Source organism: Nocardioides hungaricus (genome assembly GCF_054782915.1).
In genome coordinates, this window is record NZ_BAAGRO010000061.1 from 61,990 (window position 1) to 85,874 (window position 23,885).

Annotated in this window: 23 protein-coding genes and 1 riboswitch; of the genes, 21 read left to right on the forward strand and 2 right to left on the reverse strand. The window is 72.3% G+C overall.

The features are described from left to right. Positions 1-33: 33 nt before the first annotated feature. From ACYVKX_RS21360 to ACYVKX_RS21380, 5 genes are all read left to right on the forward strand, one after another. On the forward strand, positions 34-1,329 hold the full coding sequence (locus ACYVKX_RS21360; RefSeq protein WP_460835711.1) for an ABC transporter substrate-binding protein: 1,296 nt from the start codon (positions 34-36) through the stop codon (positions 1,327-1,329). 64 nt (positions 1,330-1,393) lie between these two features. Then, positions 1,394-2,326 (forward strand): carbohydrate ABC transporter permease, encoded by a 933-nt coding sequence (locus ACYVKX_RS21365; protein ID WP_460835712.1) that lies wholly within the window; start codon positions 1,394-1,396, stop codon positions 2,324-2,326. Then, positions 2,323-3,165: a carbohydrate ABC transporter permease gene (locus ACYVKX_RS21370; RefSeq protein ID WP_460835713.1), complete on the forward strand. Its 843-nt coding sequence runs from the start codon at positions 2,323-2,325 to the stop codon at positions 3,163-3,165. The genes ACYVKX_RS21365 and ACYVKX_RS21370 overlap by 4 nt, the downstream gene beginning before the upstream one ends. Beyond that, the gene (locus tag ACYVKX_RS21375; protein WP_460835714.1) at positions 3,162-4,178 is read left to right on the forward strand and encodes a LacI family DNA-binding transcriptional regulator; all 1,017 of its coding nucleotides are present in this window, start codon (positions 3,162-3,164) and stop codon (positions 4,176-4,178) included. The genes ACYVKX_RS21370 and ACYVKX_RS21375 overlap by 4 nt, the downstream gene beginning before the upstream one ends. Continuing rightward, complete coding sequence (locus ACYVKX_RS21380; protein ID WP_460835715.1) at positions 4,175-6,463, forward strand: beta-glucosidase family protein; 2,289 nt, start codon at positions 4,175-4,177, stop codon at positions 6,461-6,463. The genes ACYVKX_RS21375 and ACYVKX_RS21380 overlap by 4 nt, the downstream gene beginning before the upstream one ends. Positions 6,464-6,613: 150 nt before the next feature. On the opposite strand, the gene ACYVKX_RS21385 is transcribed toward ACYVKX_RS21380, so the two are convergent. After that, positions 6,614-7,417: a crotonase/enoyl-CoA hydratase family protein gene (locus ACYVKX_RS21385; protein ID WP_460835716.1), complete on the reverse strand. Its 804-nt coding sequence runs from the start codon at positions 7,415-7,417 to the stop codon at positions 6,614-6,616. A gap of 46 nt (positions 7,418-7,463) precedes the next feature. Here ACYVKX_RS21385 and ACYVKX_RS21390 point away from each other — a divergent pair, with 46 nt between their 5' ends. The 16 genes from ACYVKX_RS21390 to ACYVKX_RS21465 all read left to right on the forward strand — a co-directional run bounded on the left by ACYVKX_RS21390 (position 7,464) and on the right by ACYVKX_RS21465 (position 23,455). Next, the gene (locus ACYVKX_RS21390) at positions 7,464-9,125 is read left to right on the forward strand and encodes an acyl-CoA synthetase (protein ID WP_460835717.1); all 1,662 of its coding nucleotides are present in this window, start codon (positions 7,464-7,466) and stop codon (positions 9,123-9,125) included. 32 nt (positions 9,126-9,157) lie between these two features. Then, positions 9,158-10,258, forward strand: coding sequence for an NAD(P)H-dependent flavin oxidoreductase (locus ACYVKX_RS21395; RefSeq protein WP_460835718.1), 1,101 nt, complete (start codon positions 9,158-9,160; stop codon positions 10,256-10,258). A gap of 88 nt (positions 10,259-10,346) precedes the next feature. Continuing rightward, positions 10,347-10,496, forward strand: a complete 150-nt coding sequence (locus ACYVKX_RS21400; RefSeq protein ID WP_460835719.1) for a hypothetical protein — start codon at positions 10,347-10,349, stop codon at positions 10,494-10,496. Positions 10,497-10,781: 285 nt separating this feature from the next. Beyond that, entirely contained in the window at positions 10,782-12,143 is a 1,362-nt protein-coding gene (locus tag ACYVKX_RS21405) for a hemolysin family protein (protein ID WP_460835720.1), read from the forward strand. Continuing rightward, positions 12,140-13,186, forward strand: a complete 1,047-nt coding sequence (locus ACYVKX_RS21410; protein WP_460835721.1) for a hemolysin family protein — start codon at positions 12,140-12,142, stop codon at positions 13,184-13,186. The genes ACYVKX_RS21405 and ACYVKX_RS21410 overlap by 4 nt, the downstream gene beginning before the upstream one ends. A gap of 68 nt (positions 13,187-13,254) precedes the next feature. Continuing rightward, a complete protein-coding gene (locus ACYVKX_RS21415) occupies positions 13,255-13,875 on the forward strand; it encodes a CDP-alcohol phosphatidyltransferase family protein (RefSeq protein WP_460835722.1) in 621 nt (206 codons plus the stop codon). Further along, complete coding sequence (locus ACYVKX_RS21420) at positions 13,868-14,734, forward strand: DUF881 domain-containing protein (protein WP_460835723.1); 867 nt, start codon at positions 13,868-13,870, stop codon at positions 14,732-14,734. Before ACYVKX_RS21415 ends, ACYVKX_RS21420 begins: the two co-directional genes overlap by 8 nt. Then, entirely contained in the window at positions 14,731-15,063 is a 333-nt protein-coding gene (locus ACYVKX_RS21425) for a small basic family protein (RefSeq protein WP_460835724.1), read from the forward strand. The genes ACYVKX_RS21420 and ACYVKX_RS21425 overlap by 4 nt, the downstream gene beginning before the upstream one ends. Then, on the forward strand, positions 15,056-15,811 hold the full coding sequence (locus ACYVKX_RS21430; RefSeq protein ID WP_460835725.1) for a DUF881 domain-containing protein: 756 nt from the start codon (positions 15,056-15,058) through the stop codon (positions 15,809-15,811). Before ACYVKX_RS21425 ends, ACYVKX_RS21430 begins: the two co-directional genes overlap by 8 nt. A gap of 43 nt (positions 15,812-15,854) precedes the next feature. Beyond that, positions 15,855-16,238, forward strand: coding sequence for a glycine cleavage system protein GcvH (gene gcvH, locus ACYVKX_RS21435; protein ID WP_460835726.1), 384 nt, complete (start codon positions 15,855-15,857; stop codon positions 16,236-16,238). Between the two features lie 129 nt (positions 16,239-16,367). Then, positions 16,368-16,889 carry an FHA domain-containing protein gene (locus ACYVKX_RS21440; protein ID WP_460835727.1) on the forward strand — a complete coding sequence of 174 codons (522 nt, stop codon included), beginning with the start codon at positions 16,368-16,370 and terminating at the stop codon, positions 16,887-16,889. Then, positions 16,889-17,629 carry a transcriptional regulator FtsR gene (gene ftsR / locus ACYVKX_RS21445; protein ID WP_460835728.1) on the forward strand — a complete coding sequence of 247 codons (741 nt, stop codon included), beginning with the start codon at positions 16,889-16,891 and terminating at the stop codon, positions 17,627-17,629. The genes ACYVKX_RS21440 and ftsR overlap by 1 nt, the downstream gene beginning before the upstream one ends. A 134-nt stretch (positions 17,630-17,763) precedes the next feature. Continuing rightward, complete coding sequence (locus ACYVKX_RS21450) at positions 17,764-18,231, forward strand: bifunctional nuclease family protein (RefSeq protein WP_460835729.1); 468 nt, start codon at positions 17,764-17,766, stop codon at positions 18,229-18,231. A gap of 196 nt (positions 18,232-18,427) precedes the next feature. Then, entirely contained in the window at positions 18,428-19,024 is a 597-nt protein-coding gene (locus ACYVKX_RS21455; RefSeq protein ID WP_460835730.1) for a MerR family transcriptional regulator, read from the forward strand. Positions 19,025-19,066: 42 nt separating this feature from the next. After that, positions 19,067-19,156: riboswitch (glycine riboswitch) on the forward strand. Between the two features lie 79 nt (positions 19,157-19,235). Further along, the gene (gene gcvP, locus ACYVKX_RS21460; RefSeq protein ID WP_460835731.1) at positions 19,236-22,121 is read left to right on the forward strand and encodes an aminomethyl-transferring glycine dehydrogenase; all 2,886 of its coding nucleotides are present in this window, start codon (positions 19,236-19,238) and stop codon (positions 22,119-22,121) included. Next, entirely contained in the window at positions 22,118-23,455 is a 1,338-nt protein-coding gene (locus tag ACYVKX_RS21465) for a serine hydrolase domain-containing protein (RefSeq protein WP_460835732.1), read from the forward strand. Before gcvP ends, ACYVKX_RS21465 begins: the two co-directional genes overlap by 4 nt. Before the next feature lie 14 nt (positions 23,456-23,469). On the opposite strand, the gene ACYVKX_RS21470 is transcribed toward ACYVKX_RS21465, so the two are convergent. Next, complete coding sequence (locus tag ACYVKX_RS21470; protein WP_460835733.1) at positions 23,470-23,847, reverse strand: hypothetical protein; 378 nt, start codon at positions 23,845-23,847, stop codon at positions 23,470-23,472. Positions 23,848-23,885: the final 38 nt, after the last annotated feature.

Below are 23,885 nucleotides of genomic sequence, written 5' to 3' on the forward strand. Positions count from 1 at the left end.
TCGGGCGGTGGGGCGGGACGGAGGAAGCAACCAATGAGGTCGAAGACTCGCAGCGCGGCCCTCGCCGCGCTCTGCATCGGTGCGCTGGCGCTCGCGTCGGCGTGCGGCGGCGGCAACGAGCCGTCGGAGAACGAGAGTGGCGACACCACGATCACCTGGTGGCACAACTCGAACACCCAGCCCGGGAAGGGCTACTACGAGAAGGTGGCCGCGGACTACGAGGCCGCCAACCCCGGCGTGAACATCGAGATCAGCGCGATGGCGCACCAGAGCATGGTCGACAAGCTGGCGGCCGGCTTCCAGAGTGGCGACGTGCCGGACGTCTACATGGAGCGCGGCGGTGGCGAGCTGGCCGACCGGGTCGAGGCCGGCCTGGTCCGCGACATCTCCGACGACGCGGCCGAGGAGATCGCGAAGATCGGCGGCTCGATGGCCGGCTGGCAGGTCGACGGCAAGACCTACGCGCTGCCGTTCTCGATGGGCGTCGTGGGCTTCTGGTACAACACCGCCCTGTTCGAGCAGGCGGGGATCACCGACACGCCGACCACGATGTCGGAGCTGTACGACGTCATCGGCAAGCTCAAGGCCGCCGGTATCACCCCGATCTCCGTGGGCGCCGGCGACAAGTGGCCGGCCGCGCACTACTGGTACTACACCGCGCTGCGGTCGTGCTCCGAGGAGGTTCTCAAGGGCGCCGTCACCAGCCTCGACTTCTCCGACCAGTGCTTCGTGCAGGCCGGCGACGTGGTCGAGGAGCTGCTCGCGACCGAGCCGTTCAACTCGGGATTCCTGAGCACCCCCGCGCAGGAGGGGGCGACGTCCGCCTCGGGCCTGCTGGCGACCGGCAAGGTGGCGATGGAGATGCAGGGCCACTGGGAGCCGGGCGTCATGCAGGGCCTGACCGACGACGGGAAGGGCCTCGGCGACAAGACCGGCTGGTTCCCGTTCCCGGCCGTCGAGGGCGGCGCGGGCGACCCCGCGGCCGCGCTCGGCGGCGGCGACGCCTGGGCGGTGTCGGAGGGTGCGCCCGACGAGGCGGTCGACTTCGTGAAGTACCTGCTCTCCGACGAGGTCCAGACCGGCTTCGCCGAGAACAACATGGGGCTGCCGACGAACCCGGCCGCGACCGGTGCGGTGGCCGACCCGGCGCTGGCCAAGCTGCTCGAGGTCCGCGACAGCTCGCCGTTCGTGCAGCTGTACTTCGACACGGCGTTCGGCACCGCGGTCGGCGGGGCGATGAACGACGAGATCGCGCTGCTCTTCGCGGGCAAGTCCTCGCCGCAGGACGTCGTCGACGCGACCCAGGCGGCCGCGGACCAGGAGATGTGAGCTGACCGTGACACGAGAGGGGGTCGCAGTGGGCTCGGGTCCCGCGGCGCCTGCGGCAGGCGGTGTGGTCCCCCGGCGCGCGAGCGCGCGCCGGGGGCCGCACCCGGCGGGGTCGAGGTGGCGGCAGCGCCTGGAGGTCGCGCTCTTCGTGGCGCCGGCGCTGGCGCTGATGGCGGTCTTCGTGGTCTGGCCCGTGGCGTCCGCGGTCCGGATGTCGTTCTACCGCTGGCGGGGCTTCGGCCCGATGGACGACTTCCGCGGCCTGGACAACTACCGCCTCGTCCTCCAGGACGACGTGTTCACCGGCGCGGTGACGCACAACCTCACCATCGTGGTCCTCTCGATCCTCGTGCAGCTGCCGCTCGGGCTCGCGATCGCGCTGCTGCTCAACCGCGACATCCGGGCGCGGGGCCTGATCCGCACGATCGTCTTCGTCCCCTACGTGGTGGCCGAGGTGATCGCGGGCGTGATCTGGTTCCAGCTGCTCCAGCCGCAGTACGGCGTGGTGGACGGCCTCATCGGCGCGGCCGGTCTGACCCCGCCGGAGCAGGGCTTCCTCGGGACGCCCGGGCTCGCCCTGCCGACGCTGTTCGTGGTGCTCACCTGGAAGTACCTCGGCCTCGCCGTGCTGCTCTTCCTCGCCGGGCTCCAGACCGTGCCGGACGAGCTGTTCGAGGCGGCCCAGCTCGACGGCGCCGGCTGGTGGCGGGCGCAGTGGCGGATCGCGGTGCCGCTGCTCGGTCCGTCCATCCGGACCTGGGCGTTCTTGTCGATGATCGGCTCGATCCAGCTCTTCGACATGGTGTGGGTCCTCACCGGCGGCGGCCCCGCCAACGCGACAACCACCATGGCGACGTACCTGGTCAACCAGGGCACGCAGCGCGGCAACTACGGCATCGCCGGCGCCGCGTCGGTGATCCTGTTCGTGATCGGGCTCGTGATGGCGCTGCTCTACCAGGCGCTGATCCTGCGCCGCGACACGAGGGACGCCCGATGACGGGCCGGCCGAGGATCCGGGCGTTCGGCGCCGGCAGCCCGCTCGTGTACGCCGTGGCGCTGGTCGTCGTCGTGATTACGCTCGGCCCGGTGCTCTACGGCGCGCTCGGCGGCTTCCGCAGCAACGAGCAGCTCGCCAGAGACCCGGCGGGCCTGCCGGACCCGTGGGTCTGGGCGAACTACCGGGGTGTGGTGGCCAACCCGGCCTTCTGGCGCTACGCGCTGAACTCGACCGTGATCGCGGTGATCACGACCGTCGTCACGGTGTTGTTCGGCGTGCTGGCGGCGTACCCGCTCGCCCGCTATCAGTTCCGCGGCCGGGAGGCGCTGTTCCTGGTGTTCGTGCTCGGGCTGCTGTTCCCGGCGGCGGTCGCGATCATCCCGCTGTTCATCCTGGTCACCCGCGACCTGAGCCTCGGCAACTCCTGGTGGGGCGTGGCCCTGCCGCAGGCGGCGTTCGCGCTGCCGATGACGGTGGTGATCCTGCGGCCGTTCCTCCAGGCGATCCCGCGCGAGCTCGAGGAGGCCGCCCTCATCGACGGCGCCTCGCGGGTCGGCGTGTTCTGGTGGCTGGCGCTGCCGCTGTCCGCGCCGGGCCTGGTCACCGTGGGCGTGCTGGCGTTCGTGCAGTCGTGGAACGCCTACCTGCTGCCGCTGCTGCTCCTGCAGGAGGACATGCGTACCCTTCCCCTCGGGGTGGCGGACTACTCGACGGAGCACTCGGCGGACACCGCCGGCGTCCTCGCGTTCACCACGATCGCGATGATCCCGGCGCTGGTCCTGTTCCTCGCGATGCAGCGCCGGATCGTCAGCGGGCTCCAGGGGGCGGTGAAGGGATGAGCACCACAGCGCGGGTCACCATGCAGCAGGTCGCGGCCGAGGCCGGGGTCTCGGTGTCGACGGTCTCCAAGGTGATCAACGGCCGGTACGGCGTCTCCACGGAGACCTCCGACCATGTGAGCGCGGTGATCGAGCGCCTCGGGTACGAGGCCAGCCTGGTCGCGCGCAGCCTGCGCAACCGGCGCACCAACGTCATCGGCGTACTCGTGGCGGACTTCGAGCCGTTCAGCACCGAGGTGCTCAAGGGCGCGGCCGACGCGATCCGCGGCACCGGCTACGAGCTGGTCGCCTACTCCGCGGGCGGCCGCGTCGACGAGCACGTCGGGTGGGAGCGGCGCTACCTCTCGCGGGTGATGGGCACGCTTGTCGACGGCGCGGTGCTGGTCACCCCGACCGTCACCGACGTGCAGTACGACGGACAGGTGGTCGCCGTCGACCCACACACCGGTCGCTCCAGCCTGCCGACCGTCACCGGCGACAGCCTGCAGGGCGCGCGGCTCGGCGTCGACCACCTGATCGAGCTCGGCCACCGGCGGATCGGCATGGTGACCGGGCGCCCGGACCTGATCTCGGCCGAGCTGCGCGAGCAGGGGTTCCGCGAGGCGCACGCCGCAGCCGGCGTACCCGTGGACGAGTCGCTGCTGGTGCTCGGCAACTACGACCCCGAGCTCGCCCGCGGGGCCGCGCGGGAGCTGCTCACGCTGCCCGAGCCGCCGACCGCGATCTTCGCGGCCAACGACATCTCGGCCCTCGCCGTACTCGAGGTCGCGGCCGAGCTCGGCGTCGACGTCCCCGGCCGGCTGTCGCTGCTCGGCTTCGACAACATCCCCGAGTCCGCGCTCGCGCACCCGCCGCTGACCACCGTGCAGCAGCCGATGCGGCAGATGGGCCACGACGCGATCGCCATGCTCGTGGACCTGATCGCCGGCGAGCGGCCCGACGACACCCACCTGACCCTGGAGACGACCTTGGTACGACGCCGGTCCACCGCCGCTCCCGGAGGTCGCCCGTGACCGAGCTGTGGCGCGACCCGGCGGCGCCGGTCGAGGCGCGGGTGTCCGACCTGGTGTCCCGGATGACCCTGCCCGAGAAGGTGGCGCAGCTGCGCGGCGTGTGGGGCATCGACCCCGACGTCGGCGAGATGGCGCCGATGCTGCGCGACGCGATGGGGCCGGCGCGGGCGTTCTCCGACTCGATCGCCGACGGGCTCGGGCAGCTGACCCGGCCGTTCGGCACCGAGCCGGTCGAGCCGGCCGCCGGGCTGGCCGCGCTCGCCGAGCGGCAGCGCGAGGTGATGGCGGCCAGCCGGTTCGGCATCCCGGCGCAGGTGCACGAGGAGTGCCTGACCGGGCTCGCCACCTGGCGGGCGACCGTCTACCCGTCGCCGCTGTGCTGGGCGGCGTCCTTCGACCCGGCGCTCGTGCAGCGGATGACCTCCCAGATCGCCGGCACCATGCGCCGGCTCGGCGTCCACCAGGGGCTCGCGCCGGTGCTCGACGTCGTGCGCGACCTGCGGTGGGGGCGGGTCGAGGAGACCCTGGGCGAGGACCCGTTCCTCGCCGGGCTGATCGGCGCGGCGTACGTCCGCGGCCTGGAGGAGGGCGGCGTCGTCGCGACGCTCAAGCACTTCGCGGGCTACTCCGCCTCGCGGGCCGCGCGCAACCTCGCGCCGGTCGCGATCGGGCCGCGCGAGCTCGCCGACGTGATCCTGCCGCCGTTCGAGATGGCGCTGCGCGCCGGCGCGCGGTCGGTGATGAACTCCTACACCGACACCGACGGCGTGCCCGCGGCCGCCGACCGGGCGCTGCTCACCACGCTGCTGCGCGACACCTACGGGTTCACCGGCACGGTCGTCGCGGACTACTTCTCGATCGCGTTCCTGCGCACGCTGCACCGGGTCGCGGAGACGACCGGCGACGCGGCGAGGCTCGCGCTCGAGGCCGGGGTCGACGTGGAGCTGCCGTCGATCAACGCGTACGGCGAGCCGCTGCTCGACGCGGTCGAGGCCGGCCTCGTCGACGAGAAGCTCGTCGACCGCGCGCTGCACCGGGTGCTGCACCAGAAGTGCGAGCTGGGCCTGCTCGACCCGGGCTGGGCGCCGGCCGAGCCCGGCGACGTCGACCTCGACGACGCGCGCTGCCGCGCAATTGCGCTCGACCTGGCCCGCCGGTCGGTGGTGCTGCTCGCGAACGACGGGACCCTGCCGCTGCGTGAGCGCTCCCGGCTCGCGGTGGCCGGGCCGCGGGCGGACGCGTTCGAGGCGATGCTCGGCTGCTACTCCTTCCCGATGCACGTGCTCGTGCACTACCCGGGCGTCGACCGCGGCGTCGAGATCCGCAGCGTGCGCGACGTGCTGGCCGAGACCCACGACGTGACCTACGCGCTCGGCTGCCCGGTGGTGGGCGGGACGGACGCGGACATCGACGCCGCGGTCGCGGCGGCGCGCGCGGCCGAGGTGTGCGTGGCCGTGCTCGGCGACGAGGCCGGGCTGTTCGGCAACGGCACGTCCGGCGAGGGCAACGACGTCGCCACGCTCGACCTGCCCGGCCGGCAGGAGGAGCTGCTCGAGGCGCTGCTCGGCACCGGTACGCGGGTGGTGGCGGTGCTCCTCGTCGGTCGCCCGTACGACCTCAGCCGGCAGGTCGACCGGCTCGCCGCGATCGTGTGCGGCTTCTACCCGGGCGAGGAGGGGGCGCGGGCGATCGCCGACGTGCTCGACGGCCGGGTCAACCCCTCCGGCCGGCTCCCCGTGAGCTTCCCGGGCGCGGGGGCGACCCAGCCGGCGACGTACCTCGCCTCGGCGCTGGGGCAGCGCAGCGAGGTGAGCGAGGTCGACCCGACCGCGCTGTTCGCGTTCGGGCACGGGCTGTGCTACGCCGACGCGACGTGGGAGGGCGTGTCGGCGGTGTCGGGTCGGCGGTGGGACACCGACGAGACGTGCGAGCTGGTGGTGCGGCTCGTCAACCAGGCCGACCGGGAGGTGTCGGAGGTCGTCCAGGTCTACCTGCACGACCGGTCGGCCTCGGTGGTCCGCCCCGTGCAGCAGCTCGTCGGAGCGGCCCGGGTCGACCTGGCACCGGGGGAGCGCGCGCGAGTGTCGTTCTCGCTGCACGCCGACCTGGCGTCGTTCACCGGTCGCGACCTGGTGCGCATCGTGGAGCCCGGTCCGGTCGAGCTCCGGGTCGGCGCCTCCAGCACCGACATCCGGTCCGTGGTGTCGCTCGACCTCGCCGGCCCGTCGCGCCAGGTCGGCGCCGAGCGCGCCCTCGAGCCTCGGGTCACCGTCCACCGAGCGTGAGTCGGCGCGTCTTGCCCGGCTGAGCAGCGTGAGTCGGCGCGTCTTGCCCGCAGGTGCGGGCAGTTGGCGCCGACTCGGCGTTGCTGGGTGGGCAAGTTGCGCCGAGTCGGCACCCTGGCGCGGGCAAGTTGCGCCGAGTCGGCGGGGGAGTCAGCGGCCCTGGAAGCGAGGGGTCCGCTTCTCAGCGAAGGCGCGGGGGCCCTCCTTGGCGTCCTCGGAGGCGAAGACGGCCATGCCCACGGTCGCGTCGGCGGCCCAGCAGTCCTCCTCGTGCCGGCCCTCGGAGTCGCGGACGGTCTGGAGGATGGCCTGGACGGCGAGGGGGCCGTTGGCGCAGATCAGGTCGGCGATCTCGTGGGCCTTGCCGAGCGCCTCGCCGTCGGGGACCACGTGGCCGATCAGCCCGATCTCCCTGGCCTCCGGCGCCTGGATGTGGCGGCCGGTCAGCAGCAGGTCCATGGCGACCGTGTAGGGGATCTGCCGGGGGAGGCGTACGGCGGAGCCGCCCATCGGGTAGAGGCTCCACCTCGCCTCGGCGACGCCGAAGCGCGCCGACTCGCCGGCGATCCGGATGTCGGTGCCCTGGAGGATCTCGGTGCCGCCCGCGATCGCCGGGCCCTCGACGGCGGCGATCAGCGGCTTGGTCAGCCGGAAGCCCTTGAGCAGGCCCTTGATCACCGACGGGTCGAAGCCGGCCCTGAAGCTCTCGTCCGGCGACCGCTTCGTGGCGGCCTTGAGGTCCATGCCCGCGCAGAAGTAGCCGCCGGCGCCGGTGAGGATGCAGGCCCGGATCTCCGGGTCGGAGTTCACCCGGTCCCAGGCCTCCTCCATGATCGCCAGCATCTCCCCGGACAGCGCGTTGCGCGCCTCGGGCCGGTTCATGGTGACGATCAGCTTGTGGCCGTCCTGCTCGACCAGGCAGTGGGGAGCGGTCGCGGACTCCGGTGAGGTCATGCCGCGGATGCTAGCCAGAAACGAGAACATGTTCTAGTCTCGCGGCGTGGCTCACAACATCGCTGACCTCTTCGAACACGCCGTCGACGCCGCACCCGACAACCTCGCCCTCAAGGTGGGGGGCCGGGCCGTGACGTACGCCGAGCTGGAGGCCGCCGCCAACCGGCTCGCCCACTACCTGCGGTCGCGGGGTGTCGGCCGGGGTGACCACGTCGCCATCTACGCCAAGAACAGCATCGAGCACGTCGTCGCGACGCTGGCGATCGTGAAGATCCGGGCGACCACGATCAACGTCAACTACCGCTACGTCGAGGCCGAGCTCAACTACCTCTTCGACAACGCCGACGTGGTCGCCGTGGTCCACGAGCGCTCCTACGCCCCGCTGGTCGCCGCGATCTGGGACAGCCACGAGAGGCTGAAGACCGCGGTCGTCGTCGACGACGCCCTCGACCCGGACGACCAGTCCGACTTCTCGTCCTACGGCGGGGTCCACTACGACGACGCGATCGCCGGCCAGAGTGCGGAGCGCGACTTCGGCGAGCGCAGCGCCGACGACGTCCACATCATCTACACCGGCGGCACGACCGGCTTCCCCAAGGGCGTCATGTGGCGCCACGAGGACTTCTGGCGGGTCCTGGGCGGCGGCATCGACTTCTACACGGGCGAGCCGCTGGAGGAGTACACCCAGTCCAGCCAGGCCAACGATCCGCGCATGGTCACCTTCCCGCTCAGCCCGCTCATGCACGGCGGCGCCCAGGCGGGCATGCTCATGCATCTCTTCGCGGGCCACCTCACGATCCTCGAGCCGAAGTTCGACCCGGTGCGCACCTGGGAGCTGATCGAGAGCGAGAAGGTGCAGCTCATCTTCATGACCGGCGACGCGATGGCGCGCCCGCTGATCGAGGCCTTCGAGGAGAGGGCCGCGACCGGTACGCCGTACGACGCCTCGAACCTGGTCGCGATCTCCAGCAGCGCCGCGATCTTCAGCCCACCGGTCAAGGAGCGCTGGATGGCGGCGTTCCCCAACTCGATCTTCACCGACTCCGTCGGCTCGACCGAGACCGGCTTCTCCGGCATGGGCATGGGCGATCCGAACAACATCTCCAAGGACGGCCCGGTCGTGGGGCTTGGCCCCGGCAGCGTCGTGATCGACGAGGACAACCGGATCCTCGACCCCGAGACGAACGTCGGGAGGACCGGTCGGCTGGCCCGCGGCGGCTCGGTGCCGATCGGCTACTACAAGGACCCCGCCAAGTCGGCGGCGACGTTCATCGAGATCGGCGGGGCGCGCTACTCGGTCCCCGGCGACTTCGCCCGGATCGAGGAGGGCCGGCGGATCACCCTGCTCGGCCGCGGCTCGAACTGCGTCAACACCGGCGGCGAGAAGGTCTACCCCGAGGAGGTCGAGATGGCCATCAAGGGCCACCCGGCGGTCTACGACGTGCTCGTGGTCGGCATCCCCGACGAGAAGTACGGGCAGGCCGTGGCCGCGGTCGCGGAGCTGCGCGAGGGCGAGGCTCTCGAGCTCGAGGAGCTGCGCACCTATCTGCGGGCGCACCTGTCGGGCTACAAGCTGCCGCGGTCGCTGACCGTCGTCGACCGGGTGCCGCGCAACGCCACGGGCAAGGCGCAGTACCCGGCCGCCAAGGAGCTGGCGCTCGCCGGCTTCGCGGCCAAGGCCGCCACGGTCGACCCCGCCACCGCCTGACCACCCCTCGCTCCGTTTCGGGAAGGAGAGACATGCGCACCCCCCTCTGCGACGAGTTCGGGATCGACTACCCGATCTTCGCGTTCACCCCGTCCGAGCACGTCGCCGCCGCGGTCTCGCGCGCCGGCGGCCTCGGCGTGCTCGGCTGCGTCCGGTTCAACGACACCGAGGAGCTGGAGCAGACGCTGAGCTGGCTCGACGAGAACACCGACGGCAGGCCGTACGGCGTGGACATCGTGATGCCGATGAAGATCCCCACCGAGGGGAGGTCGGTCGACCTGAAGGCGATGATCCCGCAGGCGCACATCGACTTCGTCGACCGGACGCTGCAGAAGCTCGGCGTACCGCCGCTGCCCGAGGGCGAGGGCCGCGAGGGCGTGCTCGGCTGGCTGCACTCGGTCGCGCGCTCGCACCTCGACGTCGCGCTCAACCACCGGCCGGTGCTGATCGCGAACGCGCTCGGCTCGCCGCCGGTCGACGTGATCGAGAAGTGCCACGAGCATGGCATCAAGGTCGCCGCGCTGGCCGGCGCCGCGAAGCACGCGCTCTCGCACGTCCAGAACGGCGTCGACATCATCGTCGCCCAGGGCTACGAGGCCGGCGGCCACACCGGCGAGGTCGCCAGCATGGTGCTCCAGCCCGACATCGTCGACGCGGTCGGCCCCGACGTCCCGGTGCTCGGCGCCGGCGGCATCGGCTCGGGCCGCCAGATCGCGGCGTCGCTCGCGCTGGGCGCGCAGGGCGTGTGGACCGGGTCGATCTGGCTCGGCACCGAGGAGTACCAGAACCTCCAGTCCAACGCCGGCTGGACCATGGCGTTCACCCGCGCGACGTCGTCGGACACCGTGCGCACCCGGATCTACACCGGCAAGCCGGCGCGGCTGCTCAAGACCAAGTGGACCGAGGCGTGGGCCGAGGAGGACGCACCGGACCCGCTGCCGATGCCGCTGCAGAACCTGCTGGTCGCCGACGCCCACAACCGTATCAACGCCTCCGGCGACCCCGACGTCATCTCGATGCCGGTCGGCCAGATCGTCGGCCGGATGAACGAGGTGCGTCCGGTGGCCGAGGTGATGGCGGGCCTGGTCGCGGAGTTCGAGGAGGCCGTCGCGCGGCTCGACAAGAGCCTCTGAGTAAACAATTGAGGAACCCTTGCGGGGATTCTCCCTGCGCCCGTGGGATGATCGACGCGTAACAACCGAAGCTCTGGGGGGAACTTCGATGCGAGACATCCTGCATGGCGTGGCACTGGCCGTGGTGCTCTTCGTCGCCGCGTGCGCCACGCTCGTCCAGTTGAGCGACGCCACCAGCGCGATCGACAGGCTGCAGCGCGACGGCACGGTGGTGCAGCAGGTCAGCAGCCAGCGCTAGGTCGAGTGGTCAGAAGTCCCGACTCGACGTGAGATCGGGGTGCGCCCGGCCGACGCCGCCGGTGGCCCACTGGATGACGCGCACGGCGCCACCCTCTCGGCGAGAACGTGTTCTCGTCCAGTGGCCGGCGCGACGTCACGCGCCTTCGCGGTGTGCGTCTCAGGGGAGCCCCGGTAGAGTGCGCTCGACCGCCGAACCCGACACGTGAGGACTCGACGCTCCGCCCATGGACGGCTCTCAAAGTCCCCGGCTCTCCTGCCCCACTCGTGAGCGAGGAGAGCACCGATGAGCGAGTGGCTGCTGCTGGCCGCGGCCCTTCTCCTGATCCTCGCCTGCGGCGTCTTCGTCGCGGCCGAGTTCTCGTTCGTCACCGTCGACCGCAACCAGGTCGACCAGGCGGCCGCGTCCGGCGACGCCGCCGCCGCCGGCGTGCAGGCCGCCCTGCGCAGCCTGTCGACGCAGCTCTCCGGCGCCCAGGTCGGCATCACGCTGACCAACCTGGCGATCGGCTACCTGGCCGAGCCGTCCATCGCAGATCTCATCCGCGAGCCGCTGGTGTCGACCGGAGTCCCCGACGGCGCCGTGTCGCCGGTCGCGATCACGATCGCGCTCGTGCTCAGCACCGTGTTGACGATGCTCTTCGGCGAGCTGGTGCCCAAGAACCTCGCCATCGCCCGGCCGATGGCGACAGCGAAGGCGACCCAGCGCCTCCAGCGGGGGTTCACCTCGGTCAACCGCGGCCCGATCCGCGTGCTGAACGGCGCGGCGAACGCCATCGTCCGCCGGTTCGGCATCGAGCCCCAGGAGGAGCTGCGCTCGGCCCGCAGCTCCACCGAGCTCGCGTCGCTGATCCAGCGCTCGGCCGACCTCGGCACGCTCGACGTCGACACGGCGGAGCTGATGGAGCGATCGGTGGAGTTCGGCACCCGCACCGCCGCCGAGATCATGACGCCCCGTGTGCGGACGGTCAGCCTCGACGCCAACGACCGCGCGATCTCCGTGCTCGAGCGGGCCCGCGAGACCGGCCACTCGCGCTTCCCCGTGCTCGACGCCGACGAGAGCGTCGTCGGCACGGTGCACGTGAAGAACGCCGTCGCGCTTCCGGTCGCCGAGCGCGCGACGACCCGGGTCAAGCACCTGGTGGCCAAGCCGATCGTCGTACCCGACTCGCTGCGGCTCGACCCGCTGCTGGCGCAATTGCGCGACGAGAGCTTCCAACTCGCCGTCGTCATGGACGAGTACGGCGGGTTCGCTGGCATCGTCACGCTCGAGGACGTCGTCGAGGAGATCGTCGGCGACATCGCCGACGAGCACGACCGGCTCAGCGCGAACGCGCGGCAGTTGCGCGACGGCGCCTGGTCGCTCTCCGGCCTGCTCCGGCCCGACGAGGTCGAGGACGTCACCGGGGTGGAGCTGCCCGAGAACGAGGACTACGACACGATCGCGGGACTGGTGCTGCGCGTGCTCGGCCGGGTGCCCGAGGTCGGCGACCTCGCCGAGGTCGCCGTGCCCGACCGCACCGACCCGGAGGAGCCGCGCGAGCGGCTCGCCGTCCTGCGCGTGGAGCGGATGGAGGGCCTGCGCATCGACCGGCTCTCCCTGCGGCTGCTCGACGGCGAGACCGGGAGCGAGGGGGAGCAGCGGTGAGTACTCCCACTGCCGTCGGCCTCGCCGTCGTCCTGCTCGCGTTCAACGCCTTCTTCGTCGGCGCGGAGTTCGCGCTGGTCTCGGCACGCCGCAGCCAGATCGAGCCGGCCGCGCAGTCCGGCTCCCGGATGGCGCGCACGACGCTGCGCGCGATGGAGAACGTCTCGCTGATGATGGCGGGCGCCCAGCTCGGCATCACGATCTGCTCACTCGCCCTCGGTGCGGTGGGCAAGCCCGCCGTGGCCTACCTGATCAAGCCGCTGCTCGCCGACCTGGGCGTTCCGGACGGCGCGGTCTACCCGATCGCGTTCGTCATCGCCCTGACGATCGTGGTGTTCCTGCACGTCGTGCTCGGCGAGATGGTGCCGAAGAACATCGCCCTCGCCGGCCCGGAGCGCTCCGCGATCGTGCTCGGCCCGCCGCTGCTCGCGATCGTGACCGTGCTCCGGCCGCTGATCGTCGCGCTCAACGCCGTCGCCAACGGCGTGCTGCGGCTGCTCCGGGTCGAGCCGAAGGACGAGGTGAGCTCGACGTACACCCGCGAGGAGGTCGCCGCGCTGGTCGAGCAGTCCCGGGGCGAGGGCCTGCTGGCGGCCGACGAGTACGACCGGCTCGCCGGCGCGCTCGGCTTCACCGAGAAGACGGTGGCCGCGGTGCTGATGTCGCCGGCGTCGCTCGCCACGGTCGAGCGGGGTACGACGGCGGCCGCGGTCGAGACGCTGTGCGCGGCGACCGGCTACAGCCGGTTCCCGGTGGTCGACGGCGACGGGCTGCTCGGCTACCTGCACATCAAGGACGTGCTCGAGACCGACGAGGAGCGCCGCCTGCGGCCGGTGGACGACAAGTGGATCCGGCCGTTCGCACCGGTCCGCGCCGACGACCTGCTGCACGACGCGCTCGAGACGCTCCAGCGCCGGGGCGCGCACATGGCGCGGGTGGTCGACGCCGAGGGGGCCACGCTCGGCCTGGCCACGCTCGAGGACGTCATCGAGGAGCTCGTCGGGGAGATCCGCGACGCCGCGCACCACGAGGACGCCGTTTGAGCCCTCCGCCGATAAGGTTGCGCCGATAAGGTTGCGTCGGCAGGGACGGCGGGACAGACGGGCTGGCAGTGGCGGACGACTCGACGCGCAGTGGCACGGGGCGCGTGTGGACGGTACCCAACCTGCTCAGCCTGCTCCGGCTGGCGGGGGTGCCGGCGTTCCTCTGGCTGGTCCTCGGGCCCGAGGCCGACGGCTGGGCGCTCGCGCTGCTGGCCGTCATGGGCGTCACCGACTTCCTCGACGGCTGGCTGGCCCGCAAGCTCGGCCAGACGTCCGCGGTCGGGCAGGTGCTCGACCCGGTGGCCGACCGGCTCTACATCCTGGCCGTGGTCGTGGCGCTGGCGCTGCGCGAGGTGATCCCGTGGTGGGTGGCGCTCTCGCTGCCGCTGCGCGACCTACTGCTGTGGGGCCTGGTGCCGCTGCTGCGCACCCGCGGCTACAGCGCGCTGCCGGTGCACTTCCTCGGCAAGGCCGCGACGTTCAACCTGCTCTACGCCTTCCCCCTGCTGCTTCTCGGCGACGGCCACGGGACCGTCGCGACGCTGGCGAACGTGTTCGGCTGGGCGTTCGCGATCTGGGGCATCGGCCTCTACTGGTGGGCCGGCGTCCTCTACGCCTGGCAGGTCCGCACCCTGCTGCGCACCACCGAGCGGCGCTCCGCGCGCGGGGGAGCGGTGAGCGATGCCTGAGACCGCCTTGACCGACCGGGTCACCACCCCCCTGCTGACGCTCATCACCCAGCAGGCGCTCGACGAGGACTACCAGCACGTCGCCGACCGCAAGCCGGCCGGCGCGGACGGCCGGCGCCGGCGGCACCGGACCGCGGCGATCGTGGTCGTGGCGTTCGGCCTCCTGCTCGGCACGGCCGCGGTGCAGACCTCCGAGCGCGCCGGGGTGAAGAGCGCCAGCCGCGCCAGTCTGATCACCCAGATCGACGAGGGCCGCACCGCGCTCGACGAGCTCCAGCGGCAGCTGGTCCGCCTCCGCGAGCAGAACGTCGCCCTGCAGTCCGACGTGGAGGCGATCACCACCGAGCAACTCGCGGCCGAGGCGCGCGTCCAACGGATGGCCGTCAGCACCGGCTTCGCCGCGGTCACCGGACCGGGGGTCCGCGTGGTCGTCGACGACGCGGAGAGCGGCGAGGCCGTCCGCGACCGCGACCTGCGCCCGCTGGTCGACGGGCTGTGGAACGCGGGCGCCGAGGCGATCTCGGTCAACGGCAACCGGCTCACCGCGCGCTCGGCGATCCGCAACTCGGGGTCCGCGATCCGGATCACCGGCAACAACCGCAACCTCTCGCCGCCGTACACCGTGCTCGCCATCGGCGACACCAAGACCCTGCAGGCCGAGCTGATGCAGACCACGAGCGGCCTGCAGTTCCGCGCCATCGCCGAGACGTTCGGATTCCCCTGGACCATGGACAATGTCGACGACCTGTACCTCCCCGCGGCCCCGCAGCGGCTGACCCGGCTGCGCTCGGCGCAGGAGGGCACGGCGGCGCAGAACCGCGCCGAGAACCAGAAGAGCATGAAGGAGGTGCCCCAGTGATCGCAGCGCTCGGGCTGCTGGCCGGCGTCGTGCTGGGCGTGGTGTTCCAGCCCGACGTACCGCTCCGACTGGAGCCCTACCTGCCCATCGCGGTCGTGGCCGCGCTGGACGCGGTGTTCGGCGGCCTGCGGGCGTACCTGGACGGCATCTTCGACGACAAGGTCTTCGTGGTCTCGTTCGTCAGCAACGTCGTGATCGCGGCGGGCATCGTCTACCTCGGCGACAAGCTCGGCGTCGGCGGCCAGCTGTCGACCGGCGTCATCGTCGTCCTCGGGATCCGGATCTTCTCCAACGTCGCCGCCATCCGCAGGCACCTGTTCCATGCCTGACCAGGACCGCCCCGACACGGGCAGCCCCACCGGCCGGGACCGCCTCCGCGGCGCGCTGCTGCGCCCCACCCGCGGCCAGATCGTGGTCGCGGTACTGCTCGCGCTGCTCGGGTACGCCGCGGTCACCCAGGTGCGGTTCACCCAGGTCGACAACACCTACGCCGGCCTGCGCGAGCAGGACCTGATCGACCTCCTCAACAGCCTCGCCGGCACCAGCCAGCGCGCGGAGTCGGAGATCGCCCGGCTCCAGCGCACCCGCGACAACCTGCTCAACGACACCGGCGCCCGCGAGGCCGCGCTCGCCCAGGCCCAGCAGCAGGCGGCGAACCTGGCCATCCTCGCCGGGCTGGTCCCGGTCACCGGCCCCGGCATCCGGCTCACGGTCACCGAGGAGACCGGCCAGGTCAGCGTGCAGAGCCTGGTGGACACCATCCAGGAGCTGCGCACCGCCGGCGCCGAGGCGATCCAGGTCAACGGCGAGGTCCGCGTGGTCGCCGACACCGCCGTCGAGGACGCCTCCGGGGGACTGGTGGTCGGGGGCGAGATGGTCACCTCGCCGTACGTCATCGACGCCATCGGCGACCCCCACACGCTCGCCGACTCGGGCATCGAGTTCCCGCAGGGACCGCGCGACCTGTTCGAGGAGGACGGCGCGTCGGTCACCGTCGACGAGCTCGAGTCCATCGACATCGAGAGCGTGGTCGAGCCCCAGCGGTCCGAGTACGCCGAGCCCGCGCCGGCGCAGTAACGTCACCCTGGCCACCCGTCCGTCCCCTGCGAGGAGTCGTCCCATGTACCCCGACGAGCTGAAGTACACGACCGAGCACGAGTGGGTGCGCCGGCCCGGCGGGGCCGACGGCTCGGTCCGGATCGGGATCACGCACTACGCCCAGGACGCCCTCGGCGACATCGTCTACGTCTCCCTGCCCGAGCTGGGCGAGGACGTCGAGGCCGGCAGCACCTGCGGCGAGCTCGAGTCGACCAAGTCGGTCAGCGACGTCTACGCGCCGCTCTCCGGCCGGGTCGCGGCCCGCAACGACGCCCTCGACGCGACGCCCGAGCTGGTCAACAGCGACCCATACGGCGGCGGCTGGCTCTTCGAGGTCGTGCCCTCGGACGCCTCCGAGCTCGACGGGCTCATGGACTCCGCGGCGTACCAGGCGACGCTGGGCTGACATGTGGGGGCTGACATGTGGGGGCTGATCCCGGGTTGATTCGTCCTTGAACGACCCCGCCAGGCTGATAGGTTCGGGGAAACCATCAACCTCAACGCTGCGTTGAGGGTTCGCCCGGAGGACCGACCGATGCCGTTCTGCACCGCATGTGGCAAGCAGAACCCCGACGACGCGCGCTTCTGCGCGCAGTGCGGGACCCGGCTGGTCACGCCCGACGCCGTACCTCCGGTGACCGGCGGCGGGGTGGACGAGTCGACCGCGACGATCTCGATCGGCACCGGCGACAAGGTCGAGACCTCCGACCGCCAGCTGAACCCGGTCGACGCCGCGGCCGTCGACGCGCTCCCGGTCGGGCACGCGCTGCTCGTCGTGCAGCGCGGCCCGGGATCCGGCAGCCGGTTCCTCCTCGACGCCGACGTGGTGACCGCGGGCCGGCACCCGGACAGCGAGATCTTCCTCGACGACGTGACGGTCTCGCGTCGCCACGCCGACTTCCACCGCACCGGCGACACGTTCACGGTCAGCGACGTCGGCAGCCTCAACGGCACCTACGTGAACCGCGACCGGATCGACCGGGTGCAGCTCACCGACGGCGACGAGGTGCAGATCGGCAAGTACCGCCTGGTGTTCTTCTCGGGGCACGCCCGCTGATGACCTCCACTGCCTCGGGTCCGTCCGCCGCCGGCCGGGCGCGGATGAACATCGGGGAGGTGCTGGACCAGCTCCGCCCCGACTTCCCCGGCATCACCATCCCCAAGATCCGGTTCCTGGAGGACAAGGGCCTGATCAAGCCCGAGCGCACCGCGGCCGGCTACCGGAAGTTCTCCCGCGCCGACGTCGACCGGCTCCGCTACGTGCTGCGCATGCAGCGCGACCACTACCTGCCGCTGCGGGTGATCGGCGAGCACCTCGACGCGATCGACCGCGGACTCGAGCCGCCGCCGATCGACCCCGTCGTACCCACCGTCCCCCAGGTCGCGCTCGCCGCCGACGGCCTGCCGAGCGCCGCGTCCTTCAACCGCCGCGACCACGTCCGGCTCTCGCGCCGCGAGCTGGTCAAGATCGCCGAGATCACCGAGGAGCTGCTCGGCGAGCTCGAGCAGTACGGCCTGATCGCGCCCTCGCGCACCGGCCACTACGACACCGACGCGCTGGTGCTGGCGCAGACCGCCCGCGAGCTCGCCGACTTCGGCTTCGAGCCGCGCCACCTGCGCGCGTTCAAGACCGCCGCCGACCGCGAGGTGGGCCTGGTCGCGCAGGTCGTCGCCCCCCAGCGGGCCGGCCGCGACCCCGCCGCCAAGGCCCGGGCCGAGGAGACCGTCGCCGAGATCGCCGCCCTCTCCGTGCGGCTGCACGCCACGCTGGTCAAGGTGGGGCTGCGGTCGGGCTGACGGGAGCTTGTGGCGGGATCCCCGGCTGACCGGGGATCCCTGACGTTGTCGGCCGTTGCAACGCCTGACGACATCAGGCGAAGCCTGACAAGTACGCCGGCGACGGGCTCTCGCCCCGGGGGTACTGTGGGGACGTGCGCGAAGTCGATGTCATGGGAGTTCGGGTCGAGATGCCCTCGAACCAGCCGATCGTGCTGCTGCGGGAGGTCGCGGGGGAGCGCTACCTCCCGATCTGGATCGGGGCCGTCGAGGCGACCGCCATCGCCTTCGCCCAGCAGGGCGTGGTGCCGCCCCGACCGCTGACCCACGACCTGATGAAGGACGTCCTCGAGGCGACCGGCAACGAGCTCGCCGAGGTCCGGATCACCGACGTCAGGGACGGCGTCTTCTTCGCGCTCCTGGTCTTCGGCTCCGGGGCGGAGGTCAGCGCCCGCCCGTCCGACTCGATCGCGCTGGCGCTGCGCACCGGCACCCGGATCGTGTGCGCCGAGGACGTCCTCGACGAGGCCGGCCTCGCCGTACCGGCCGAGCAGGAGGACGAGGTCGAGCGGTTCCGCGAGTTCCTGGACCAGGTCACCCCCGAGGACTTCGACGCCCACTGACGGTGCACGACCCGAACATCACTCTCATGTAGAGGTTGAGGGTTGCGACACGCCGCGAGCCTCTTTGACGGCCCTCCGGTGGGGGCTTACCTTGAACTGTCTCTGTTGTAACTCCATCGCTGTGGTGCCGAGATCTTGGCCAGCGGCACCTTCCCCAAGGCAGTTACGCGCAACGGAGTAGCCCACGGAGGACCGTGTGAACGAGAACGAGCAGCACACCGAGAGCGTCGAGGTCGTCCAGGCGGCCGCCGCGGCGGAGGAGCAGGGCCTGCTCTTCACCGACGACGTCTCGCCGCTGCCCAGCGACACCGGCTACCGCGGGCCGACCGCGTGCAACGCCGCCGGCATCACCTACCGCCAGCTCGACTACTGGGCGCGCACCGGCCTGATCGAGCCCACCGTGCGTGGCGCCAAGGGCTCCGGCTCCCAGCGGCTCTACTCGTTCCAGGACATCCTGCTGCTCAAGGTCGTCAAACGGCTGCTCGACGCCGGCATCTCGCTCCAGCAGATCCGTACGGCGGTCCAGCACCTGCGCGAGCGCGGCACCGACGACCTGACCCGCGTCACCTTGATGAGCGACGGCGTCTCGGTCTACGAGTGCACCAGCAACGACGAGATCATCGACCTGCTCCAGGGCGGCCAGGGCGTCTTCGGCATCGCGATCGGCGGTGTCTGGCAGGAGATCGAGGGCACCCTCGCCGAGCTGCCCAGCGAGCGCACCGCGGACGCCGACGAGGCGCCGGTCCCCGGCGACGAGCTCGCCGCGCGCCGCGCCGCGCGCAGGATCGGCTGAGTGCGGATCCGGCGCGGGCGTCGGCTAGGCTGGGCCCGCTGACGATCCCGCGCGGGAGAGTCCCCGTAACGGGGACGCCGAAGGGGCAATTCCTCCCCGGAACCTCTCAGGCACCAGGACCGCACGGACCAGGCGACTCTGGAGACGCACGCGCGCCGACAGAGGGGGAGGCACCCGACCGACGACAGTCGACTCCGAGGAGCCCCCGCCCATGGCCGACCACCCCACGCTGACCGAGCTGGACGGCGCGCTGCCGTTCGTCGAGCGCCACGTCGGACTGCGCGACGCCGACGTCGAGACGATGCTGGAGCGGCTCGGCTTCGGGTCACTCGACGCGCTCATGGACGCCGCCGTCCCGGGCGGCATCCGTACGCCGGAGCGGCTGGACCTCCCCACCGCGCTGAGCGAGGAGGCGACCGGCCGCGAGCTGCGTCAGCTGGCCGCCCAGAACCGCCCCGGTGAGGCCATGATCGGGCTCGGCTACCACGGCACGATCACGCCGCCGGTGATCCGCCGCAACGTGCTCGAGGACCCGAGCTGGTACACCGCCTACACGCCGTACCAGCCGGAGATCTCCCAGGGTCGGCTCGAGGCGCTGCTCAACTTCCAGACGGTGGTGGGCGACCTCACCGGCCTCCCGACCGCGAACGCCTCGCTGCTCGACGAGGGCACCGCCGCCGCCGAGGCGATGACCCTGGTGCGTCGGGCGAACAAGAAGGCGTCCGGGCCGTTCGTCGTCGACGCCGACGCGCTGCCGCAGACCATCGATGTCGTGCGCACCCGGGCCGCGGGCATGGGGATCGAGGTGGTCGTCGCCGACCTCACCGACGGGCTGCCCGACGCCGAGCTGTGCGGCGTGCTGGTGCAGTACCCCGGCGCGTCCGGCCGGGTCCTCGACCCGCGCCGCGTCATCGAGCAGGCGCACGAGCGCGACGCGCTCGCGGTCGTCGCGGCCGACCTGCTCGCGCTCACCCTCCTGGAGTCCCCGGGCGAGCTCGGCGCCGACGTCGCGATCGGCTCCAGTCAGCGCTTCGGCGTCCCACTGTTCTACGGCGGCCCGCACGCCGGCTATCTGGCGGTCGGCGCCGGCCTCGAGCGCCACCTGCCTGGCCGCCTGGTCGGCGTCTCCGTCGACGCGGAGGGGCGTCCGGCGTACCGCCTCGCGCTGCAGACCCGCGAGCAGCACATCCGCCGCGACAAGGCGACCTCCAACATCTGCACCGCCCAGGTGCTGCTCGCCGTGGTGGCGTCGATGTACGCCGTCTACCACGGCCCCGAGGGCCTGCGGTCGATCGCGACGCGCACGCACCGGTACGCCGCCGTCCTGGCCACCGCGCTCGCGGACGCCGGCTTCCCGGTGGAGCACCGCGAGTTCTTCGACACGCTCACAGTGCCGGTCGCCGGCGCGGCGGACGTCGTCGCCGCGGCCCGCTCGCTCGGCCTGCAGCTCCGGCTCGTCGACGCGGACCGCGTCGGCATCAGCACCTCCGAGCTCACCACGCGGTCGACGATCAGCAGCGTGCTCAAGGCGTTCGGGGTCTCGACGGGCTCGAACGACGGTCAGGTCGACCTCGACGCGGTGGACGCCGCGACGTCCGACGCGCTGCCGGAGGCGCTGCGCCGGACGACTCCGTACCTCACCCACGAGGTCTTCTCGGCCCACCGCAGCGAGACCGCGATGCTGCGCTACCTCCGCAGGCTCTCGGCCCGCGACTACGCGCTCGACCGCGGCATGATCCCGCTGGGCTCCTGCACGATGAAGCTCAACGCCACCACGGAGATGGAGCCGGTGTCGCTGCCGGGCTTCGCCGACCTGCACCCGTTCGCCCCGGCCGAGGACGCCGCCGGCTACCGGCAGCTGGTCGGCCAGCTCGAGGGCTGGCTGGCCGAGGTGACCGGCTACGACCGGGTCTCGATCCAGCCGAACGCCGGCTCGCAGGGCGAGCTCGCGGGCCTGCTCGCGATCCGCGCCTACCACCGCGCCCACGGCCAGGGTGGACGCGACGTCTGCCTGATCCCGTCGTCGGCGCACGGCACCAACGCGGCGTCGGCCGTGATGGCCGGGATGAGGGTCGTGGTCGTGAAGTCCGGCGAGGGCGGCGAGGTCGACCTCGACGACCTGCGCGCGCGGTGCGCGGCGCACGCCGACGACCTCGCCGCGATCATGGTCACCTACCCGTCGACGCACGGCGCCTACGAAGACACCATCGGCGAGCTCTGCGAGATCGTCCACGCGCACGGCGGTCAGGTGTACGTCGACGGCGCGAACCTCAACGCCCTGCTGGGCTACGCCCGGCCCGGTGAGTTCGGCGGCGACGTCTCGCACCTCAACCTGCACAAGACCTTCTGCATCCCGCACGGCGGCGGCGGCCCGGGCGTCGGGCCGGTGGCGGTGCGCGCCCACCTGGCGCCGTACCTGCCCTCGCACGCGCTACACCCCGAGGCGGAGAGACGCGCGGGGATCGGCCCGGTCAGCTCGGCGCCGTACGGCTCCGCCGGCATCCTGCCGATCTCGTGGGCCTACATCCGGCTGATGGGCGCGGCCGGCCTGACCCGCGCGACCGCGGTCGCGGTGCTGTCGGCCAACTACGTCGCCAGCCGGCTCGGCGAGCACTACCCGGTGCTCTACCGCGGCCACGGCGGGCTGGTCGCGCACGAGTGCATCCTCGACCTGCGCGGCATCACCAGGGAGACCGGCGTGACCGTCGACGACGTGGCCAAGCGGCTCGTCGACTACGGGTTCCACGCCCCGACGATGTCGTTCCCGGTCGCGGGCACGCTCATGGTCGAGCCGACCGAGTCCGAGGACCTCGCCGAGATCGACCGGTTCGTCGACGCGATGATCGCGATCAGGGGCGAGATCGACCGGGTCGGCGCGGGGGAGTGGACCGCGGAGGAGTCGCCGCTGCGCGGCGCCCCGCACACCGCCCGTGCGCTCGTCGGCAAGTGGAAGCGGGCCTACAGCCGCGAGCAGGCGGTCTTCCCGTCCGGCATCGACCCTGACAAGTACTGGCCGCCGGTGGCCCGGATCGACCAGGCGTACGGCGACCGCAACCTCGTGTGCGCGTGCCCGCCCCTGGAAGCGTTCGCGGAGTGAGCGTCTCCGACCACACTGCCCGGCGGCTCCTCGCCCGGCTCGCGCACGCCCAGACGACGGGCCGGCTGCCCTCGGTGGTCGCGGGGCTGGTGCGCGCCGGCGCGCCGGTCTGGTTCGGCTCGTACGGGTCGCCGGCGGTGCCGGGCCACGATGCGCTGGACGTGCAGTACCGGATCGGGTCGATCACCAAGACGATGACGGCGGTCCTCGTCCTCCAGCTGGTGCGCGACGGGCGGATCGCGCTGGACGACCCGGCCTCGGCGGTGCTGGGCGACCTGGGCGGCAACGGCTACGCGGACCGGACGCTGCGCCAGCTGCTCGCGCACTCCTCCGGCATGCAGTCCGAGCCGGTCGGCTCGTGGTGGGAGCGGTCCGCGGGCCTCTCCTTCGAGGAGCTGGTGGCCGCGAACGACGGCTCCCGCGCGGTGTTCGGCGCGGCCGAGCGGTTCCACTACTCCAACCTCGGCTACGCGCTGCTCGGCGAGGTCGCCGCCCGCCTGCTCGGCGCCACCTGGTGGGACGCCGTCGAGCAGCGGGTGCTCGCGCCGCTGGGCATGACCCGCACGACGTACCTCCCGACGGGCGCGGCGGCGCAGGGCCAGTCGGTGCACCCGTACGACGACACGCTGGTGCCAGAGCCGGCCACCGACACGGGCGCGATGGCGCCGGCCGGGCAGGTGTGGGCGACGATCACCGACCTCGCGACGTACGCGACCTTCCTCGGCCAGGGGCACCCGGAGGTGCTCTCGATCGAGGAGCTGGATCGCGCCTACGGCCCGCAGTCGGGCACTCCCGAGGACGGGCTGCGCGGGGCGCACGGCCTCGGCTTCCAGCTCCTGGCCGGCGGCTCGGGGACGCTGGCCGGGCACACCGGGTCGATGCCGGGCTTCCTCGCGACCGTCCTCGTGGACCGCAGGCGGCGCACCGGCGGTGCCGTCCTCGCGAACGCGACGACCGGCTGCTCGCCGGCCGCGATCGTGACCGAGCTGCTCGAGGAGCTCGAGCGCTGCGAGCCGACGTTGGCCGGACCGTGGCTGCCCTCGCCCCGCGTCCCGGACGAGCTCGTCGGCGTCCCGGGAGTGTGGCACTGGGGCAACACCGCGATCGTGTTCGCGATGGAGGGCGCCGAGCTGGTGGCGCGCCGCGACGGCGTCGAGGTCTACCGGTTCGCCGTCGGCGGCGACGGCCGGGTCGTCGGGACGTCCGGCTACCACGCGGGGGAGGAGCTCCGCGTCGTACGACGTGCGGACGGCTCGATCGGCCACCTCGACGTCGCGACGTTCGTCTACACGCGGACGCCCTACGACCCCGAGGCGCCGATCCCCGGCCGTTGAGGGGGCCCCGGCCCCTACAGCTTGATGCCCCTGACGGAGCCCTGGCCGGCCACCTGGTACCCCTCGAGCAGGGCGATCCAGTCGATCCGCTCCCGGCGCACCCGGATCACCACCGACTGGTAGGCCTCGATCCGCTTGCGGCCGTCCGGCTGCGCCCGGCGGAACGTGCCCCAGAGGAAGCGCACCCACTGGTCGTTCGGGTTGCTGACCCGCAGCCGGCCCGGCTGGGCGGTCTTGTAGACCTCCACCGGCACGACGTCGCGGTCGCTGCCGACCTCGAGCGTCTGCGGCGACACCTCGAGCTGCTCGACCGCGGCCGGCGGTGCGGCCTGCGCGGGCGCGCCGACGATCGCCGCGACGGCGATGAGCGGGGCGAGCAGGGCGGCGCGCACGCTGACACGGTAGTCCCGGAGGCCGTCGCCCGGGCGCA